The sequence below is a fragment of the Pseudomonas sp. NPDC087697 genome (assembly GCF_044743155.1).
Lineage (GTDB): Bacteria > Pseudomonadota > Gammaproteobacteria > Pseudomonadales > Pseudomonadaceae > Aquipseudomonas.
Genome location: NZ_JBIUVW010000024.1, coordinates 1 through 19,524, shown reverse-complemented (window position 1 = coordinate 19,524; position 19,524 = coordinate 1). Strand labels below are relative to the sequence as shown.

The 19,524-nt window shown below is 58.6% G+C and carries 17 protein-coding genes; 10 read left to right on the top strand and 7 right to left on the bottom strand.

The features are described 5' to 3' along the window. Positions 1 to 70: 70 nt before the first annotated feature. From ydcS to ACIPIN_RS17170, 6 genes are all read left to right on the top strand, one after another. Positions 71 to 1,222: a putative ABC transporter substrate-binding protein YdcS gene (ydcS, locus tag ACIPIN_RS17195; RefSeq protein WP_401120425.1), complete on the top strand. Its 1,152-nt coding sequence runs from the start codon at positions 71 to 73 to the stop codon at positions 1,220 to 1,222. A gap of 145 nt (positions 1,223 to 1,367) precedes the next feature. Then, a complete protein-coding gene (locus ACIPIN_RS17190; RefSeq protein ID WP_401120424.1) occupies positions 1,368 to 2,405 on the top strand; it encodes an ABC transporter ATP-binding protein in 1,038 nt (345 codons plus the stop codon). A 1-nt stretch (position 2,406) separates the two neighbouring features. Beyond that, complete coding sequence (locus ACIPIN_RS17185; RefSeq protein ID WP_401120423.1) at positions 2,407 to 3,354, top strand: ABC transporter permease; 948 nt, start codon at positions 2,407 to 2,409, stop codon at positions 3,352 to 3,354. Continuing rightward, positions 3,344 to 4,168, top strand: coding sequence for an ABC transporter permease (locus tag ACIPIN_RS17180; protein ID WP_401120421.1), 825 nt, complete (start codon positions 3,344 to 3,346; stop codon positions 4,166 to 4,168). The genes ACIPIN_RS17185 and ACIPIN_RS17180 overlap by 11 nt, the downstream gene beginning before the upstream one ends. A 178-nt stretch (positions 4,169 to 4,346) precedes the next feature. After that, on the top strand, positions 4,347 to 5,771 hold the full coding sequence (locus tag ACIPIN_RS17175; RefSeq protein WP_401120419.1) for a gamma-aminobutyraldehyde dehydrogenase: 1,425 nt from the start codon (positions 4,347 to 4,349) through the stop codon (positions 5,769 to 5,771). Between the two features lie 221 nt (positions 5,772 to 5,992). Further along, positions 5,993 to 7,477 (top strand): APC family permease, encoded by a 1,485-nt coding sequence (locus ACIPIN_RS17170; protein ID WP_401120417.1) that lies wholly within the window; start codon positions 5,993 to 5,995, stop codon positions 7,475 to 7,477. A gap of 88 nt (positions 7,478 to 7,565) precedes the next feature. Here the strand turns inward: ACIPIN_RS17170 and ACIPIN_RS17165 are convergent, their stop codons facing one another. Further along, positions 7,566 to 8,816, bottom strand: coding sequence for an ATP/GTP-binding protein (locus tag ACIPIN_RS17165; protein WP_401120415.1), 1,251 nt, complete (start codon positions 8,814 to 8,816; stop codon positions 7,566 to 7,568). Between the two features lie 514 nt (positions 8,817 to 9,330). Between ACIPIN_RS17165 and ACIPIN_RS17160 the strand changes: the two genes are divergently transcribed. Next, positions 9,331 to 9,813: a Bro-N domain-containing protein gene (locus tag ACIPIN_RS17160; protein WP_401120414.1), complete on the top strand. Its 483-nt coding sequence runs from the start codon at positions 9,331 to 9,333 to the stop codon at positions 9,811 to 9,813. 87 nt (positions 9,814 to 9,900) lie between these two features. On the opposite strand, the gene ACIPIN_RS17155 is transcribed toward ACIPIN_RS17160, so the two are convergent. Further along, the gene (locus tag ACIPIN_RS17155) at positions 9,901 to 10,086 is read right to left on the bottom strand and encodes a hypothetical protein (protein WP_401120413.1); all 186 of its coding nucleotides are present in this window, start codon (positions 10,084 to 10,086) and stop codon (positions 9,901 to 9,903) included. 467 nt (positions 10,087 to 10,553) lie between these two features. On the opposite strand from ACIPIN_RS17155, the gene ACIPIN_RS17150 reads away from it, so the two are divergent. Continuing rightward, on the top strand, positions 10,554 to 12,188 hold the full coding sequence (locus ACIPIN_RS17150; protein ID WP_401120411.1) for a glucan biosynthesis protein D: 1,635 nt from the start codon (positions 10,554 to 10,556) through the stop codon (positions 12,186 to 12,188). Positions 12,189 to 12,408: 220 nt separating this feature from the next. Here ACIPIN_RS17150 and ACIPIN_RS17145 read toward each other — a convergent pair whose 3' ends face one another. Then, positions 12,409 to 12,840, bottom strand: coding sequence for an anti-virulence regulator CigR family protein (locus ACIPIN_RS17145; RefSeq protein ID WP_401120410.1), 432 nt, complete (start codon positions 12,838 to 12,840; stop codon positions 12,409 to 12,411). A gap of 106 nt (positions 12,841 to 12,946) precedes the next feature. On the opposite strand from ACIPIN_RS17145, the gene ACIPIN_RS17140 reads away from it, so the two are divergent. Continuing rightward, positions 12,947 to 13,477 carry a hypothetical protein gene (locus tag ACIPIN_RS17140; RefSeq protein WP_401120409.1) on the top strand — a complete coding sequence of 177 codons (531 nt, stop codon included), beginning with the start codon at positions 12,947 to 12,949 and terminating at the stop codon, positions 13,475 to 13,477. Positions 13,478 to 13,629: 152 nt separating this feature from the next. On the opposite strand, the gene ACIPIN_RS17135 is transcribed toward ACIPIN_RS17140, so the two are convergent. The 3 genes from ACIPIN_RS17135 to ACIPIN_RS17125 form a co-directional block, all read right to left on the bottom strand. Next, positions 13,630 to 14,736 (bottom strand): NADH:flavin oxidoreductase/NADH oxidase, encoded by a 1,107-nt coding sequence (locus tag ACIPIN_RS17135; RefSeq protein WP_401120408.1) that lies wholly within the window; start codon positions 14,734 to 14,736, stop codon positions 13,630 to 13,632. Between the two features lie 175 nt (positions 14,737 to 14,911). Next, positions 14,912 to 16,621 carry a single-stranded-DNA-specific exonuclease RecJ gene (gene recJ / locus ACIPIN_RS17130; protein ID WP_401120407.1) on the bottom strand — a complete coding sequence of 570 codons (1,710 nt, stop codon included), beginning with the start codon at positions 16,619 to 16,621 and terminating at the stop codon, positions 14,912 to 14,914. 65 nt (positions 16,622 to 16,686) lie between these two features. After that, complete coding sequence (locus ACIPIN_RS17125; protein WP_262114826.1) at positions 16,687 to 17,229, bottom strand: YaeQ family protein; 543 nt, start codon at positions 17,227 to 17,229, stop codon at positions 16,687 to 16,689. A gap of 148 nt (positions 17,230 to 17,377) precedes the next feature. Here ACIPIN_RS17125 and ACIPIN_RS17120 point away from each other — a divergent pair, with 148 nt between their 5' ends. Then, positions 17,378 to 18,577, top strand: coding sequence for a CaiB/BaiF CoA transferase family protein (locus tag ACIPIN_RS17120; protein ID WP_401120406.1), 1,200 nt, complete (start codon positions 17,378 to 17,380; stop codon positions 18,575 to 18,577). 274 nt (positions 18,578 to 18,851) lie between these two features. Here the strand turns inward: ACIPIN_RS17120 and ACIPIN_RS17115 are convergent, their stop codons facing one another. Beyond that, positions 18,852 to 19,139 (bottom strand): DUF3509 domain-containing protein, encoded by a 288-nt coding sequence (locus tag ACIPIN_RS17115; RefSeq protein ID WP_401120404.1) that lies wholly within the window; start codon positions 19,137 to 19,139, stop codon positions 18,852 to 18,854. Between the last annotated feature and the right edge of the window lie 385 nt (positions 19,140 to 19,524).

The window sequence follows — 19,524 nt, the reverse complement described above, 5'->3', positions numbered from 1 at the left end:
ACGAGCCGAAAAGGCCAGCTCTACCACGTTCAAAACTGCCCCGACCATAATTAAAGAAGAGGGAAACCCCATGTTCGTGCACAAGACCGCACTGCTCAGTGCCATCACCACCGCCTTGCTGGCCAGTGCCAGTGTTCAGGCGGCCGAACCGCTGAAAGCCGTTGGCGCTGGCGAAGGCCAGCTGGATATCGTCGCTTGGCCCGGCTACATCGAACGTGGCGAGAGCGATAAGGCCTACGACTGGGTCACCGGTTTCGAGAAAGAAACCGGCTGCAAGGTCAGCGTCAAAACCGCTGCTACCTCTGACGAAATGGTCAGCCTGATGGCCAAGGGCGGTTACGACCTGGTGACCGCGTCCGGCGACGCCTCGTTGCGCTTGATCGGCGGCAAGCGTGTGCAGCCGATCAATACGGCGCTGATCCCGAACTGGAAAAACATCGACCCGCGCCTCAAGGACGGGCCGTGGTATGTGGTCAACAAGCAGGTTTACGGCACGCCTTATCAGTGGGGCCCGAACGTGCTGATGTACAACACCAACGTCTTCAAGACCGCGCCTAACAGCTGGAGCGTGGTGTTCGACCCGCAAAACCTGCCGGACGGCAAAGCCAACAAGGGCCGCGTGCAAGCCTATGACGGCCCGATCTATATCGCCGACGCTGCGCTGTACCTGAAGTCGATCAAGCCGGAACTGGGCATCAAGAACCCTTACGAACTGACCGAAACCCAGTACAAAGCCGTGCTTGACCTGCTGCGCGCTCAGCAGCCGTTGGTTCACCGCTACTGGCATGACGCGACCGTGCAGATGAGCGACTTCAAGAACGAAGGCGTCGCGGCTTCCAGCACCTGGGGTTACATGGTCAACGGTCTGCAATCCGACAAGCAGCCGGTGGCCTCGACCATTCCTAAAGAAGGCGTTACGGGCTGGGCCGACACCACCATGTTGCACGCCGATGCCAAACACCCGAACTGCGCCTACAAGTGGATGGACTGGTCGCTGCAACCCAAAGTGCAGGGCGACGTAGCCGCGTGGTTCGGCTCGCTGCCAGCCGTGCCGGCGGCGTGCAAGGGAAGCGAATTGCTGGGTGCCGAGGGCTGCAAAACCAACGGTTTCGACCAGTTCGACAAGATCGCCTTCTGGAAAACGCCACAGGCTGAAGGCGGCAAGTTCGTGCCTTATAGCCGCTGGACCCAGGATTACATCGCAATTATGGGCGGCCGCTAAGCCTTTCTAAGATCAAAAGATCGCAGCCTTCGGCAACTCCTACGTCGATCGCGGATGCTTCTGTAGGAGCTGCCGCAGGCTGCGATCTTTTCACAGCACACCCGATTCGATTTATAGAAAGCGCGCCTTTTTGGAGCACCGCACCATGACGCTTGCAGTCCAGTTCACCAACGTTTCCCGTCAGTTCGGTGAAGTGAAAGCCGTAGACCGGGTTTCCATCGACATCCAGGACGGCGAGTTCTTTTCCATGCTCGGCCCTTCCGGCTCGGGCAAAACCACCTGCCTGCGGCTGATCGCCGGTTTCGAACAACCGAGCGCAGGCTCGATCCGCATTCACGGCGCCGAAGCCGCCGGTTTGCCACCCTATCAACGTGACGTGAACACCGTGTTTCAGGATTACGCGCTGTTCCCGCACATGAACGTTCGCGACAACGTCGCTTACGGTTTGAAGGTCAAAGGTGTCGGCAAGGCCGAGCGCCTGAAGCGCGCCATCGATGCCCTCGACATGGTCGCCCTCGGTGGTTACGGCGAGCGTAAACCGGTGCAACTGTCCGGCGGCCAGCGTCAGCGCGTGGCCCTGGCCCGTGCCCTGGTCAATCGCCCGCGAGTACTGTTGCTCGATGAGCCGTTGGGCGCGCTCGATCTGAAGCTGCGCGAACAAATGCAGGGCGAGTTGAAAAAGCTCCAGCGCCAGCTCGGCATCACCTTCATCTTCGTCACCCACGACCAGACCGAAGCGTTGTCGATGTCCGACCGTGTGGCGGTGTTCAACAAGGGCCGCATCGAGCAGGTCGATACCCCGCGCAACCTGTACATGAAACCTGGCACCACCTTCGTTGCCGAGTTCGTCGGCACCTCCAACGTGATTCGCGGTGATCTGGCCAAACAGTTGAGCGGCCATCCACAACCGTTCTCGATCCGTCCGGAACACGTGCGCTTCGCCGAGGGTCCGCTGGCCAGCCATGAAATCGAAGTCAGTGGCCTGCTGCACGACATCCAGTATCAAGGCAGTGCCACGCGTTACGAGATGAAACTTGAAAACGGTCAGACCCTGAACATCAGCCAGGCCAACAATCAGTGGCTGGACGTCAGCGCCCAGCATCAGACCGGGCAACGCATCAGTGCTCGCTGGGCCCGCGAGGCCATGATCCCGTTGCACGACACCGTTGCGAGCGGGGTCTGAGATGAACAGCGTGGCCATGACCCAAACCCCGCCCGGCAGCTCGCTGCTGCGCAGATTTTCCAACCTGCTGTATCGCCGGCCCAACCTGTACCTCGCGATGTTGCTGGTGCCACCGCTGATCTGGTTCGGCGCGATCTATTTAGGCTCGCTGCTGACGTTGCTGTGGCAGGGTTTCTACACCTTCGACGACTTCACCATGGCGGTCACTCCCGAGCTGACGCTGGCGAACTTTGCGGCACTGTTCAACCCATCGAACTTCGACATCATCCTGCGCACCTTGAGCATGGCGATCGTGGTCTCGATCGCCAGCGCCATCGTCGCGTTTCCGATTGCCTACTACATGGCGCGCTACACCACCGGCAACACCAAGGCGTTTTTCTACATCGCGGTAATGATGCCGATGTGGGCCAGTTACATCGTCAAGGCTTACGCCTGGACCCTGCTGTTGGCCAAAGGTGGCGTGGCGCAGTGGTTCGTTCAGCACCTGGGACTGGAGCCAGTCTTGCAATTCGTGCTCGGGATTCCGGGTGTTGGCGGCAGCACCCTGTCGACCTCCCACCTGGGCCGTTTCATGGTGTTCGTCTACATCTGGCTGCCGTTCATGATCCTGCCGATCCAGGCATCGCTGGAACGCCTGCCGCCCTCCTTGCTGCAAGCGTCTGCCGACCTCGGCGCCAAGCCGCACCAGACCTTCATGCAAGTGATTCTGCCGCTGTCGATTCCGGGCATCGCGGCCGGTTCGATCTTCACTTTCTCGCTGACCCTCGGTGACTTCATCGTGCCGCAACTGATCGGCCCACCGGGCTACTTCGTCGGCAGCATGGTTTACGCCCAGCAAGGCGCCATCGGCAACATGCCAATGGCCGCCGCCTTCACGTTGGTGCCGATCGTGCTGATCGCCATTTACCTGTCCATCGTCAAACGTCTGGGGGCCTTCGATGCGCTCTGATTCTTCATCTCAAGGACAGGCTTCTTTGGGCCTGCGCATCGCGGCCTGGGGCGGGTTGGTGTTCCTGCATTTCCCGATCCTGATCATCTTCATGTACGCCTTCAACACCGAAGACGCGGCGTTCAGCTTTCCGCCCCAGGGGTTCACACTGAAGTGGCTCAGCGTGGCGTTCGCGCGGCCCGACGTGCTGGAAGCGATCAAGCTCTCATTGCAAATCGCCTCGATCGCCACGTTGATCGCCATGGTCCTTGGGACGCTGGCCTCGGCAGCGCTGTACCGGCGTGACTTCTTCGGCAAGCAGGGCATTTCGCTGATGCTGATTCTGCCCATCGCGCTGCCGGGGATCATCACCGGTATCGCGCTGCTGGCAACCTTCAAGACGCTGGGCATCGAGCCCGGGATGTTCACCATCATCGTTGGTCACGCGACCTTCTGTGTGGTGATCGTCTACAACAACGTCATCGCCCGCCTGCGCCGTACTTCGCACAGTTTGATCGAAGCGTCGATGGATCTGGGAGCCGACGGCTGGCAGACCTTCCGCTACATCGTCCTGCCGAATCTTGGTTCGGCGTTGCTGGCCGGCGGCATGTTGGCGTTCGCGCTGTCGTTCGACGAAATCATCGTCACCACCTTCACCGCTGGCCACGAACGCACCTTGCCGCTGTGGCTGCTCAACCAGCTCAGCCGGCCGCGTGATGTGCCGGTGACCAACGTGGTGGCGATGTTGGTGATGCTCGTGACCATGCTGCCGATCCTTGGCGCCTATTACCTGACTCGCGGCGGCGAAAGCGTCGCGGGCAGCGGCGGTAAATAACTGACAACGACTACTCACTGTGGGAACCGGTTCAAATGTGGGAGCGGGCTTGCTCGCGAAAGCGGTGTATCAGCCAACATCAATATTGAATGTCATGGCCCCTTCGCGAGCAAGCCCGCTCCCACATTAGGTTCGGTTCCCACAGAGGAAAAACAACAGTTTCGAAGAGGACATCGCTATGCAAACCAATCTCTTGATCAACGGCCAACTTGTAGTCGGTGAAGGCCCTGCCCAACCGGTGTTCAACCCCGCTCTGGGCCGTGTGCTCGTGGAAATCAACGAAGCCAGCAAAGCCCAGGTCGACGCCGCGGTGCGCGCCGCCGATACCGCGTTTGAAAGCTGGTCACAGACCCCACCGAAAGACCGTTCGCTGCTGTTGCTCAAACTCGCCGACGCCATCCAGGCTCACGGCGAAGAGCTGGCCAAACTGGAATCGGACAACTGCGGCAAACCCTACAGTGCCGCGCTGAACGACGAGATCCCGGCGATTGCCGACGTGTTCCGTTTCTTCGCCGGCGCCAGCCGTTGCATGAGCGGTATGGCCGGTGGTGAATACCTGCCGGGCCACACCTCGATGATCCGCCGCGACCCGGTCGGCGTGATCGCCTCCATCGCGCCGTGGAACTACCCGCTGATGATGGTCGCCTGGAAAATCGCCCCGGCGCTGGCTGCGGGTAATACGGTGGTGCTCAAGCCGTCGGAGCAAACCCCGTTGACCGCGCTGCGTCTGGCCGAACTGGCGTCGGAGATCTTTCCGGCTGGCGTACTCAACCTGGTCTTCGGCCGTGGGCCTACGGTCGGTAGCCCGTTGGTCACCCACCCGAAAGTGCGCATGGTGTCGCTGACCGGCTCCATCGCCACCGGTTCGAACATCATTGCCAGCACCGCTGACAGCGTCAAACGCATGCACATGGAACTGGGCGGCAAAGCCCCGGTGATCATCTTCAACGACGCCGACATCGACGCCGCTGTGGAAGGCATCCGCACCTTCGGCTTCTACAACGCCGGCCAGGACTGCACCGCCGCTTGCCGCATCTATGCGCAGGAAGGCATCTACGAGAAGTTCGTCGAGAAGCTTGGTGCCGCCGTCAGCAGCATCAAATACGGTTTGCAGGACGACCCCTCCACCGAGTTGGGCCCGCTGATCACCGCCCAGCATCGCGACCGCGTCGCCGGTTTCGTCGAGCGCGCCATAGCGCAGCCGCACATCCGTTTGATTACCGGCGGCAAAGCCGTGGAAGGCAACGGCTTCTTCTTCGAACCGACGGTGTTGGCCGACGCCCAGCAAGACGATGAAATCGTCCGCCGTGAAGTGTTCGGGCCCGTGGTGTCAGTGACCCAATTCACCGATGAAGCACAAGTACTGGGCTGGGCCAACGATTCGGACTACGGCCTGGCGTCGTCGGTCTGGACTGCCGATGTCGGTCGCGCTCACCGCCTCGCCGCACGCTTGCAGTACGGCTGCACCTGGGTGAATACGCACTTCATGCTGGTCAGCGAAATGCCACACGGCGGTCAGAAACTGTCCGGCTATGGTAAGGACATGTCCATGTACGGGCTGGAGGACTACACCACCGTGCGGCATGTGATGTTCAAGCACTAAAAGCATCGCGAGCAAGCTCGCTCCCACAAGGACGGCACTGAACCTGTGGGAGCGAGCTTGCTCGCGATGGCCTCACCTCGATCTCATGGACGAACTCGGCGATTCACACCAGGGGTTCACCGCAATTCAAAAACAATAACCACCGATCCGGGTTGAGCCGCACTGGCCCAGCCACGGTTTCGGACATCCGAAATCTGCCGATTTTCCGGAGCATCAACGCTATGAGTGCACTCAACGAACTCCCTGCAATCGCCGCCGACAGCGATGCCGAGCAGCTACGCAAGCTGGGCTACACCTCAAACTTCAATCGCAGCATGAGCCTGTGGGAAAACTTCGCCCTGGGCTTTACTTATCTCTCCCCGGTCGTCGGGGTTTATACCCTGTTCGGCCTGTGCCTCGCCGCCGGTGGCCCACCGATGTTCTGGGCCTACTTGCTGGTCGGTTGCGGCCAACTGCTGGTCTGCCTGATCTTCGGTGAAGTGGTTTCGCAATTCCCTATTTCCGGCGGCGTCTACCCGTGGGCCCGTCGCTTGGTGGGCAAGCGCTGGGCGTGGATGGTCGGCTGGATCTACTCCATCGCCCTGTGCGTAACCATTGCGGCCGTTGCGGTCGGTGCCGGTCCTTACCTGGCGGCGATGATGGGTTTTGAACCGAGCAACAACACCAACATCGTCATTGCCCTGGTGCTGACCCTGTTCGCCACCCTGGTCAACCTCAGCGGCACCCAGGTACTGGCGCGTATCGCCATGTTCGGCTTCCTTTGCGAACTGGTCGGCGCGGTGATCGTCGGTGTTTACCTGCTGGTGTTCGAGCGCCATCAGCCGCTCAGTGTGCTGTTCAACACCTTTGATATCCGCGTTGACGGCTCCTACCTGCCGGCGTTCCTGACTGCCTCGCTGGCCGGGATGTTTCTGTACTACGGCTTCGAGGCCTGCGGCGATGTGGCCGAAGAAACCCCGAACCCGAGCAAGCAGATTCCGGTGGCGATGCGCATGACCATATACATCGGCGGCATCGCGGCGATGTTTGCCTGCCTGGCGCTGATTCTGGCCGTGCCGGACATGCAAGCGGTGATCAATGGCACTGACAAGGACCCGGTGACAACCATCCTCAACAACGCCTTCGGCCCGGTCGGTTCGAAAGTGGTGATGGGCGTGGTAATGATTTCCTTCATCTCCTGCGTCATCAGCCTGCAAGCCGCGGCCAGCCGTCTGCTGTATTCCTACGCTCGTGATGAAATGATCATTGGCAGTGCACTGCTGAAAAAGATTTCACCTACAACGCAGGTTCCGGTTGCCGCGCTGTTCGTGTCTGGCGTCCTCCCAGCGCTGATTATTGCCCTCGGCTTTTTCCTGCAAGACGCGGTCGCCACCATCGTCAGCTTTGCGGCCATCGGCATCTACCTGGCGTTCCAGATGATCGTCCTCGCGTCGCTGTATGCCCGTGCCCGTGGCTGGAAACCCAGCGGCAAGTTCACGCTGGGCGCCTGGGGTCTGCCGGTGAACATCGGCGCGCTGGTCTATGGCGTTGGCGCAATCATCAACATGGCCTGGCCACGCACGCCGGATGCGGCGTGGTACATCAACTACGCGATGGTGCTAAGCACCGCCATCGTCATTGGCCTGGGGCTGATTTACATGTGGCTCGGCAAACCGTATGACCATGGCACGGCGCCTGCGGGTGATGCGTGGAAAATCAGTCGGTAACGACAGTGCCCTGCCCGCAGTGATGCGGGCAGGTTGAGGCTTGAATCGTGATGCCTTTCGATCAAATAACCTTGTCGAGCGCACCTGGTCACCTCTGCCTGATCAGAGGCAACCCGCGGTAACGGCCTTCAAAGTAGCGTTTTTCAACATCCTCTCCCTCTCGCCCTTCAAAATCGTGGACAGAAAAAAGGCTGGTTGCACCATTGGCATCGCGCTCAGTGATCCAGAATTGATCGCGCCGAAGTGTTTTGGCGTTCATCAGATGAGTGTCGTGAGTCGTGAAGATCAACTGAGTATCCAACCCGCCGTCCAGATGTTTCTCAATCAGGTCAGCGACTATTGCAGGGTGAAGGCTGCTGTCCAACTCATCGACAGAAAGTATCCCACTCCCATTAGCGTGATTGATCATGAACCAGGGCAGCCAGAATCCAATCAGGTTTTTCGTGCCGCCGGACTCTTCTGAAAAATCAAACTCCGCTCTTCCTAAAAGACTCGTGTGCGTCAAGGTCACTTTGTCTTTTTGGGCCGCAGCGAAGAATTCTTTAAGCGTGAGCTTTTTACTGCTCGGAACAGAATCCGCATCAGTATTGAGTTGAATAGCAGATACCGGGATATCCACTTCTGCCAGGAAATCTCGTAAGTCCCCCGTATAGTCCGACGCCATCTGCAGAAACCTGATGGACGCAGCAGACAACCCCATCATGTTGTTTTGTTCAATAACGAGGAGACCGGTTTGAAACCAGCTAAATGGCGCTCGCAACTGGGTCAGCTCTTCGCTGCTGTTCGCAACTGCCTGGGAAATAAACAACATCTTCGGGCTTGTCAGGCGTCGCCAGGCATTGTGTACCTCTTTACCACCCTCAAGGCTTGAACCAAAAACATAGCGCTCTCCTTCATCACCAAAATGACGCTCATACAGCAGCGTCTCTTTTCCTTTGGGATAGGAGACCAATTGCTCCTCGAGTATCCGCTGCGAAGTCATGCGCAGAACAAACCGATAGCGAAGCCCGCCTTGAAGGAAGTTGTATTCAAAAAAACTGGGTTCGTCTTTAAGCTGAGGGTCAAAACGAAACGGTGAAACCGGCAGCGGTTCATCATTTGAGGTGGGTGTTGAAGCAAGCAAACTTCCCATGATCCCCATCGCCCGGATAAGCGAAGATTTACCGGACGCGTTCGGTCCGTAAATCGCGGCCACCTTCAGCAAATCCGGCAGTTTTTCTCCATCCACGGACGGCTTGAATACGTTGCGCTTTTTGCTCAGGCGCGGCGTAGCAGCCATGGACAGCGTTTGCTTCTCACGGAAAGAGCGATAATTGGAAACCGAAAATTCGATCAACATGTAGCAAACCTGCACTTAATTCGTGAAGGTGAAAAAAATATAGGAAAAACTATGCATTCGGCGCTACTTCTCCGCACTTCATGCAAAAACAGGCAATTCCTACAGCTCAAGCCTTCCCGTAAAAACACCCATTCCTACAGTAGGTAGCGCCGGAGTAGACTTGCTGCCGCGAGCGCCTCGAAGATAGGCTTCACCCCGTCGCTGCAAAATCAGCGACTCGGGGTCGAAGCCGGTAAATCATCAACATGGCGCATCTGCGCCCCCATATGAGCTGGGGCATCTTTTTGCCTTTCGGTTTCGCTTTATGGTGGGCTGTGTGGCGCGGGCCTCTCGGCTTCCATGTTGATCGAGAATGTCCCGACTTCGAACGCCGCACGGTCCGCCACCCCAATCTGTCGAAGGATTAGTGGCGGCTCCTTTTTCAACATGGAGTCGAAAAAATGCTTAAGCACACCCCAAATCCGCCAGAAGTCTTCGTAACAAAATGCCGTCTCGCTATCGTGGGAGGCAGGCCATGACCCATCCTCATTTCACCCCGACCGTTTTCACCCGCCACAACCGCTTCCTTCACGCCTTCATGCACGAAAACCAGGCCTGGTTCTGCGTTCAGGACCTCGGTCGCCTGATGGGGCGCCCGCTGGATCAACGACTCACCCTGAAGCTCGATCCTGATCAGCGTCGATACGTTTGGTTGCTCAAAAGCGGCAATCCCATCGAAGCACTGATGGTCAGTGAGTCGGGCATGTACGCCCTGCTGATTCATCACTTCGTTCCGGAAAATCGCAACCTGCGCCAATGGTTGAGCCATGAAGTGCTGCCGGCATTGCGCAGTTCGCAGCCGTCTGCTGAAGCCGTATCACCAAGTCTGAGTTCGTTGCAGTGGGCCGGCATGTCTGTGCCGTTGCTGCATTGGCAGGATCAAGCGTGGGTCAAGTGGCGAGACATGCCTGACTTATTGTTGGCGCAACGCCCATCGATAACAGCCAACGCAGGCTGAACCACCACAATTTAGCCCGCATAAAAAATGGGTGGACCGAGTTTTCAGTCCGCCCATTCTGTAGGCGAGATATCAAACAACCTCTCTTCAAAACCGCGAAACACTGCGCATCGCGTCCACCAGATAGCGCATTGCAATCCGGTCGTTCTCCGATAACTCGCGATACTGCTCGACGAGTTTCACCTCCTCTGAACTGAGCCGGCGCGACCTTCGTGAGATGCTCATGCCTGAGAAAAGCCCCAAAAATCCGATGATGCCTTGCGCTTTTGCCATGGACGATGTCCCTCTGCACGTGAAATGAAACTTCAGCTACCTCATCGCCCTGCTCCTGTTTCAACCGTGTCTGGCACCTGCGTGAATCCGGTTGAACGTTTACCGGCCTCAAGGGCAAAGGCCGGCCATGAGCCTAAGAGTAGGAACAAAAAAACGTTTACGAGCAGTTTTTAGAGTAATTAGTCAAATAAATGAAACCGCTTATTTGAAACGCTCCGTAGATTGAAAAAACAGGTGAATGTCCTCGGGCTCGAGCTAATCACTGAGCATGTGGGTTCTCCTGAAGTCATCTGCTGGTGCTTTCCATGAAGTGCAAACTAATCATTTTTCGAGTTATTTCGAACGCTTTATCTTATTCGGCATCTGTTTAAAATCCGATGCGTTTGGCCGAAGGCTTGTCCGAACCTCTATTTTTGATCCGTAACGCAGCCGGGAACGCCGCGGGATCGTCCAAGACAGGTTGTCCTATGCACCGCAGGAATTTGCTCAAAGCCTCCATGGCCATCGCAGCCTACACCGGCCTTTCGGCCACTGGATTGTTGGCCGCGCGCGCCTGGGCCGGGACTGCCGATGGCGAGGTCGAGGCCTTCGACTTCGAAGCGTTGCAAGCGCAAGCCAAGCAACTGGCCAGCAGTGGCTATGTCGACACCAAGCAGGTGTTGCCACCAACGCTGGCGAACATGACGCCGCAGCAGTTCAACGCGATTCAGTACGACGCCAAACATTCGCTGTGGAATGACCTGAACGGGCAACTCGACGTGCAGTTCTTCCACGTCGGCATGGGCTTTAAGCAACCGGTGCGCATGTACAGCGTCGCCCCCAAGACCCGTCAGGCGCGGGAAGTGCACTTCCACCCGTCATTGTTCAATTACCAGAATTCCAGTGTCGATACCGCGCAGCTCAAGGGCGACCTGGGCTTTGCCGGGTTCAAGCTGTTCAAGGCCCCGGAGTTGGATAAACACGACGTGGTGTCGTTCCTCGGCGCGAGCTACTTCCGCGCTGTGGATAACACCGGCCAGTACGGTTTGTCGGCCCGAGGCCTGGCAATCGATACCTATGCCAGGAAGCGCGAAGAGTTTCCGGACTTCACCAAGTTCTGGTTTGAAACTCCGGACAAGGACAGCACCCGCTTCGTGGTCTATGCCCTGCTCGACTCGCCAAGCGCCACCGGCGCCTACCGCTTTGATATCGACTGCCAGGCCAATCAGGTAGTGATGGCCATCGACGCCTACGTCAACGCGCGCACCGCTATCGAACAACTCGGTATCGCGCCGATGACCAGCATGTTCAGCTGCGGCACCCACGAGCGGCGCATGTGCGACACCCTTCACCCGCAGATCCATGATTCGGATCGGCTGGCCATGTGGCGTGGCAATGGCGAGTGGATCTGCCGTCCGCTGAACAACCCGGCGACCCTCCAGTTCAACGCCTTCGCCGATACGGACCCAAAAGGTTTTGGACTGGTGCAGACCGACCATGAGTTCGACAGCTATCAGGACACCGTCGATTGGTACAGCAAGCGTCCAAGCCTGTGGGTCGAGCCGACCACCGCCTGGGGAGAAGGCTCCGTCGACCTGCTGGAGATCCCCACGACCGGAGAAACCCTGGACAACATCGTGGCCTTCTGGACCCCTAAAAAACCGGTGGCCGCCGGCGACTCGCTGAACTATGGCTACAAGCTCTACTGGAGCGCCCTGCCGCCAGTGGGTACGCCGCTGGCGCGGGTCAATGCCACCCGTTCGGGCATGGGCGGTTTCGTCGAAGGCTGGGCACCCGGTGAGCACTATCCTAAGGTCTGGGCTCGGCGTTTTGCGGTCGACTTTACCGGCGGTGGGCTGGATCGCTTACCTGAAGGCACGGGGATCGAACCAGTGGTCACGGCGTCGAACGGTCAGGTCAAGGATTTCAACGTGCTGATGCTGGATGACATCAAAGGCTATCGAATCACCTTCGACTGGTTCCCGACCGACGACAGCGTGGCGCCGGTGGAACTGCGCTTGTTCATCCGCACTCATGACCGGACGTTGAGCGAGACCTGGTTGTATCAGTACTTCCCGCCGGCACCGGACCAGCGCAAGTACCCGGATTGGGCGGCCGCTTGAAATAAGTGATATTCGGATCGGCCCCATCGTCGGATCGCCGCCCGGAGCAAGCTCGCTCCCACACTTGACCGGTGTGAACACAGATTTTGTGTACACCCGAATCCAATGTGGGAGCGAGCTTGCTCGCGATGACGGCAGCTCAGCCACCGAGATTGCGTAAGATAAACAAAGCCCGGCCTGACGCCGGGCTTTTTCGTTCTATCGTCTTGCAGCCGGAAAATCAGTCCACCACGTTATGCAGGACCTGATAAATAAGTCCGGTTGCGAGGGTCACCAGGATCAGGTCTGTACCGACTTGCTGCCATTCATAGCCCTCATAACGAGGCAGCCTTTCCAGCATCCTGCCGTCGAGTTTCTTGGCGATTCCTGGCGGCAGAGGTTTTCCTTGGGCAATCTTCTTTTGAATGCCTGGCGGTAGCTCTGGGCCAGGCGACCAATAATCACGACTGTTACCGACGATGACTCGAACACCGCCCACATCGATCTGCGGGCCTCTGTATCCACCCCCCTGCTGATAGTTCTGGGATTTGTTGCCTTTGTTCCCGTTTCCGTGCGGGTTGCCGTTCCCATTGCCAGGATCTGCGTGCAGAGCCGTTGAGCCACACAAAAGCGTGATACTTGTCAAAAAAGCTACAACTGAACGAGTCGTCATATCCGTAATCCCCTTGCCATAGTGCCTTCCGTCGGGAGCCTGAGAACTATAGACCGTGATAGACGTCCTAGTTCTTACAAACCTACCCTGATCTATGGAAGCAATCATGCTTTTAAAGAAATCGAACCTAGTCGCTGTTATGTCCTGCGTAATGATGCTGGCTGCAGCACCTTTACTCCCCACAAGCTTCGCTTATGCAAAAGATGGCGGAAGCCACGGTGGCGGTAACGGTAGTGGCGGTAGTGGCGGCAACGGCGCAGGTCACGGCGGCGGAATCGGCAATGGCGGCCGCGCAGAAGGTCATTCTGCTGATGCTGGCAGCAATGGCCGTGCTGAAGGTAAAGAAGCCGATCATGACGGCCGAGCGGTCAGGGACCATGGCCTAAGTGGCCTGAAGGAAGGTCAGGAAAGCGATCATGCCGGTCGCGCGGTCAGGGACCACGGCATCAAAGGCCATCACACTGGCCTCGCTCGTAATGCCCATAAAGGCCATGGCGTGGCGACGTCCGGGATTGCACATTCAAAAACCACGCACGGACTTACCAAGGCCACTGCGATCTCAGCCACCAAGCCAGGAGATCACGATTCAAAGGGCTTGAGTAAGGCTGCCACTTCGACCACCAAAGTGGATCAGTAAACCCGACCCTTTGTCGTCGCGCGAGCCTTTCCGAGCTCTCGTGCGACGCACAAAGCCCACCGCCCGTGCGGTGCTGTTCACACAATAAAAAACGCCGCTTGTCCCAGAATGGGAAAGCGGCGTTTTTTATTGGCTTGCACGGTAGAACCGGATCAATCACGTAAATCCGACTCATGAATCGGCTGATCGCGGCTCGTTGCCCGTTGATACTGCGCCGGCCAGATGGCCTTGCGTCCGCCCAGGTCATCGTCGGCATGCAGCGGCCAATACGGGTCGCGTAGAAGCTCGCGAGCCAGCAGGATGATATCGGCCTGACAGGTGCGCAGAATGTGCTCGGCTTGCGCGGGTTCGGTAATCAATCCGACGGTGCCGGTGGCAATTCCCGACTCCTTGCGCACGCGCTCGGCAAACCGCGTCTGATACCCCGGCCCGGTAGGAATCTCCGCATTCGCCGCAGTGCCACCGGACGACACGTCAATCAGATCGACCCCCAGCGCTTTCAGACGCCGCGCCAGCTCCACGGTTTCATCCGGGTTCCAGCCATCCTCGACCCAGTCGGTGGCCGATACGCGAACGAACAGTGGCAACTCTTCCGGCCAGACCGCGCGCACCGCTTCGGTCACTTGCAGCACCAGCCGAATGCGATTTTCGAAAGAACCGCCGTACTGATCGCGGCGCTGATTGCTCAACGGCGACAGAAACTGATGCAGCAGATAACCGTGAGCGGCGTGCACTTCAACCACTTTGAAGCCTGCGGTCAGCGCACGTTTGGCCGACTCGACGAACGCCTGAATCACCTCGGCGATCTGCGCTTCGGTCAGTTGTGTCGGCGGTGTGTGTTCAGGGTCGAAAGCAATCGGCGAGGGGCCGACCGGGGTCCAGCCGCCGTCCGCCGGTTTGACACTGCCGTGTTTACCCAGCCATGGCCGGTGAGTGCTGGCCTTGCGTCCGGCATGGGCCAGTTGAATACCGGCGACCGCGCCTTGGGCGGTAATGAAGCGAGTGATGCGTTGCAGTGGCTCGATCTGTTCATCGTTCCACAGGCCCAGGTCCTGAGCGGTGATCCGCCCCTCGGCAGTAACTGCCGTGGCTTCGGTAAATATCAGACCGGCCCCGCCCACGGCACGGCTGCCGAGGTGTACCAGATGCCAGTCATTGGCCAGCCCATCGACGCTGGAGTATTGGCACATCGGCGACACCGCGATGCGGTTGAGCAGAGTCAATTGACGAAGGGTATAGGGTTCAAGCAGCAGACTCATGGGGCACCTCTCAAATCAGTGGGCAGGCTCCAGGGTTCTGTTTGAAAAGTCGACGAGTGACAGGAAAGGATGCAGGCACCCGCCCCCGCGGGTAATAAAAACGACAAAACGTCACAAGGCCAATCAAGCAGTGATTAGAGCCTAGTCGACATCAGCGGATCAGGGAGGGTTCTGTTCAGCGCGGTTCGATGTGGGCAATCATCAACTGGACGGTTTCCTGCCCACGGAATTCGTTGACGTCGAGTTTATAGGCCAATTCAACCCAGCGAATGGTCGGGTTCGGCCAGACGTCGCGGTCGATGCCAAAGGCAATGCCGTCGAGTTTCACCGAACCACATTCGCTTTTCAGCACCACTTTGAGGTGGCGCTCACCGACCACTCGCTGCTCGACCAGCTGGAACACCCCGTGAAACAGCGGCTCCGGGAAGTGTTGGCCCCAAGGACCGGCATGGCGCAGGGCGCGGGCCAGTTCCAGGTGAAACTCTTCGACCGCCAGGGTGCCGTCCGACAGCAACCGCCCGGTCAGGTCTTCTTCACGCAATTGCCGGCGGACCTCAGCGTCGAAGGCCTCGGCGAACAACGGAAAATTCGCTTCCGGTAGCGTCAGACCCGCCGCCATGGCGTGGCCACCGTACTTGCTGATCAGCGTCGGATGCTGCGCCGCCACCACACTCAAGGCGTCACGAATATGAAAGCCCTGCACTGAACGTCCCGAGCCCTTGAGCATGCCGTCGCCTGCATCGGCAAAGGCAATGGTCGGACGGAAATAGCGCTCTTTCATACGCGAAGCAAGGATCCCGATGACACCTTGGTGCCACTCGGGATCGAACAGGCACAAGCCGAACGGCATCGACTCCAGCGGCAAGTCCTTGAGCTGAGCCAACGCTTCGCGCTGCATGCCCTGCTCGATGGATTTGCGGTCCTGATTCATGCCGTCGAGTTGCGCGGCCATTTCACGGGCGGCGGCAACGTCTTCAGTGAGCAGGCATTCGATGCCCAGGCTCATGTCGTCCAGACGCCCCGCCGCGTTCAGGCGCGGGCCGAGGATGAACCCCAGATCGGTCGAGGTGATGCGCGAGTGATCACGCTTGGCCACTTCGAGGATTGCCTTGATACCCGGCCGCGCCCGGCCGGCGCGAATCCGCTCCAGGCCCTGATGCACCAGAATCCGATTGTTGGCATCCAGTGGCACCACGTCGGCAACACTGCCCAGCGCCACCAGATCCAGCAATTCACCGATATTGGGCTGCGGCTTGCTCTCGTACCAACCCAGGCTACGCAAGCGTGCACGCAACGCCATCAGCACATAGAAAATCACCCCGACACCGGCCAGCGCCTTGCTCGGGAACTCACAACCTGGCTGGTTCGGATTGACGATGGCATCGGCCGACGGCAGTTCGTCACCGGGCAAGTGGTGATCGGTCACCAAGACCTTGAGTCCGGCCTTTTTCGCCGCCGTCACGCCCTCGACGCTGGAAATGCCGTTGTCCACGGTGATCAGCAACTGCGGCTGGCGCTCCAGCGCCACCGCGACGATTTCCGGGGTCAGGCCGTAGCCGTACTCGAAACGATTGGGCACCAGATAATCGACGTGAGCGGCGCCCAGCAGGCGCAGTCCCAACAGGCCGACGGTACTGGCCGTCGCGCCATCGGCGTCGAAGTCGCCGACGATCAGAATCCGCTGACGCTGTTCCAGCGCCACCACCAGCAAATCCACCGCCACCTCGATGCCCTTGAGCTGCTGAAACGGGATCAAGCGCGCCAGGCTCTTGTCCAGTTCTGCCTCGGACTGCACGCCCCGCGCTGCATACAGGCGAGTCAGTAGCGGTGGCAAATCACCGAGAAACGGCAGGGTAGCGGGTAGCAGGCGAGGTTCGATGCGCATGAGATGACAGGTACTTCTCTTGAAAACGTAGGATAAACCGGGTGACGCGATCCAGCGGTGAACAATCAGCCGCGTTCGCCGCTCAGCCACTGCAACTGGACTTCATGCTGACCACGGTCGTCGGTGACGAAAATCGTCCCTTCGCTGATCATCACGTCCCACTTGATAACGCGGGGCATGTCCTTGGCCAGGGTTTCCAGCACTTCCTGAGGAACGGCCGCGATGTGCACGTTTTTCAGGTTTTTGATCGCCGGGATCACTTTGCCTTCCCAGACGCGCAGGCTGCCGTAAGCCAGCAGGCTGGTGCGTTCGGTGCGACGCGAGCACCAGGTCAGACGGTCGGCGTCTGGCTGGCCGACTTCGATCCAGTGCAGAACGCGGTCGTCCAGGCTCTTTTCCCACAGGGCGGGCTCGTCCACGTCCGACAGACCGCGACCAAAAGACAGCTGCTCGTTGTACCAGAAGGCGTAGGCCAGCAGCCGCACGGTCATGCGTTCTTCGGTTTCCGAAGGGTGGCGGGCGATGGTTTGCTTGACGCTCTCGTACACGCTGCGGTCGAGGTCGGTGAGGTTCAGTTCAAACTTGTAGGTCGTGGACGGCTGGGCCATGAACGGGCTTCTTGATACGAGGAAAGGCGGCAAGTCTAACCGATGCCGGGTCAATCAACGAATCATGACGGCCATCAAGCTTGGGCGAGGAGCTCCGGCCTATGATAAAACGATCCATTCGCTCAGCCCTTGTCCTACAGGATTGCCCATGCCGCTCACCGCCAAACCGCTTGCCGGCCTGAAAGTCATCGAACTCGGTACTTTGATCGCCGGCCCCTTCGCCTCGCGTATTTGTGCCGAGTTCGGCGCCGAAGTGATCAAGATCGAATCTCCGGATGGCGGTGATCCGTTGCGCAAGTGGCGCAAACTCTACGAGGGCACTTCGCTGTGGTGGTTCGTCCAGGCGCGCAACAAGAAATCCCTGACGCTAAACCTCAAGCACCCTGATGGCCTGGCGATCCTCAAGCAGTTGCTCAGCGAAGCCGACATCCTCATCGAAAACTTCCGCCCCGGTGTGCTGGAAAAACTTGGGTTGGGCTGGGACGTTCTGCATGCGCTGAACCCGAAACTGGTGATGGTCCGTCTGTCGGGCTTTGGGCAAACCGGGCCGATGAAGGATCAACCGGGCTTCGGTGCGGTCGGCGAATCCATGGGCGGTTTGCGTTACATCACCGGGTTCGAGGATCGACCGCCGGTGCGCACCGGGATTTCCATCGGCGACTCGATTGCCGCGCTCTGGGGCGTGATCGGCGCACTGATGGCCTTGCGTCACCGCGAGGTCAACGGTGGTCAGGGACAAGTGGTGGACGTGGCGTTGTACGAGGCGATCTTCGCCATGATGGAAAGCATGGTTCCGGAATTCGACGTGTTCGGCTTTATCCGCGAGCGCACCGGCAACATCATGCCCGGCATCACGCCCTCCTCCATCCACACCAGCGCCGACGGCAAACACGTACAGATCGGTGCCAACGGCGATGCGATCTTCAAGCGCTTCATGCACACCATCGGCCGCGACGACCTGGCCAACGATCCGGCTTTGGCCAGCAACGATGGTCGCGATAGCCGCCGCGATGAGCTGTATGGAGTTATTGATCGCTGGGTCAGTTCGTTGCCACTGGATGCCGTGATCGAGCAATTGAACCTGGCCGAAGTGCCGGCCAGCCGGATCTTCAGCGCCGAAGACATGTTCAGCGACCCGCAATTTCTCGCGCGGGAAATGTTCCTGCAAGCCAAGCTGCCCGACGGCAAGGACTTCAAGATGCCGGGCATCGTGCCAAAACTCTCGGAGACGCCGGGCGCTTGCGAATGGGTCGGAGCAGAGTTGGGTGAACATAACGCTCAGGTGTTGAACGAGCTTGGTTATGACGCGCAACAGATCGCGCGACTGCGTGCAGATGGGGCTATCTAAGCTGAAAGGGTTGTCAGCGATTCGCCGGTGTGTGGCGGCGCACCTGCGCGTGCCAGGTTTCGGTGCAACGCTGGCGCAAGACGTTTTTCCAGGATGAGACGCCCTGACCAAACGCCGGGCAAAAGAAACCCCGAGAAGTGGGGAGACGACTCGGGGTTAAACGTGGCCTACAAGGACCCGTACAACAAGCGACAAGCAACGGAGCAGAATGCTTGATCTTGTTGATACAGGGTCTGACTGACCTGATTACGGGAAGGTTCCCACAAAAAACAATTCAGTTTCCGACAGCGAGACGCTTGTCTTGCGCAACATTGCGCAGAGCCGCAATCACGCTGGGCTCAAGCCGTCCTTCGGCGATCAACAAGTCGCGGTGCAATCCGTCGACAACATCTGTCAGCAGCCGTTTGTCCGTGAACTGTGCCTGATTGAACTCACGTTCGACCACGATGGCGCCAGCGGTACTCTTCAATGTCACCAGGCATACGCCATGGGCACCTGACGGGGTCAGCGTTACCTGATACGGGCTCAATGCCTCACCCAGCAATAGGCTGATACTTTCCATCTCGATCACCACTCAATAGTCCGAAAACAAAGTGCCAAGGGCGTGATAAATGACCACTGGCCCGAGAAGAAAGTTCTGAACTCAACTGACGGTATGCCGCTTTACCCTGAGTCTTCAGAGCATGCATGGAAAACATGACAAGAAAAAAACAGACCCTAGGTGAGAAATGCCTGTCAGTTAAGAGAAATGCACAGCACTACGACATAAACCAGAGACTTTCGACGCATGCAAGATCGCCAAGATCGCAGCCTGCGGCAGCTCCTACACCGAGCAGTTGAAGCCGTATGCAAATCCGTAGATACCGTCTTGAGCCTCACCGGGCAAGCGCAAGTTTCGGGTCAAAGGGTTGACCCGACTTGAGCACGCCGTAAACGAAGTGCAACAG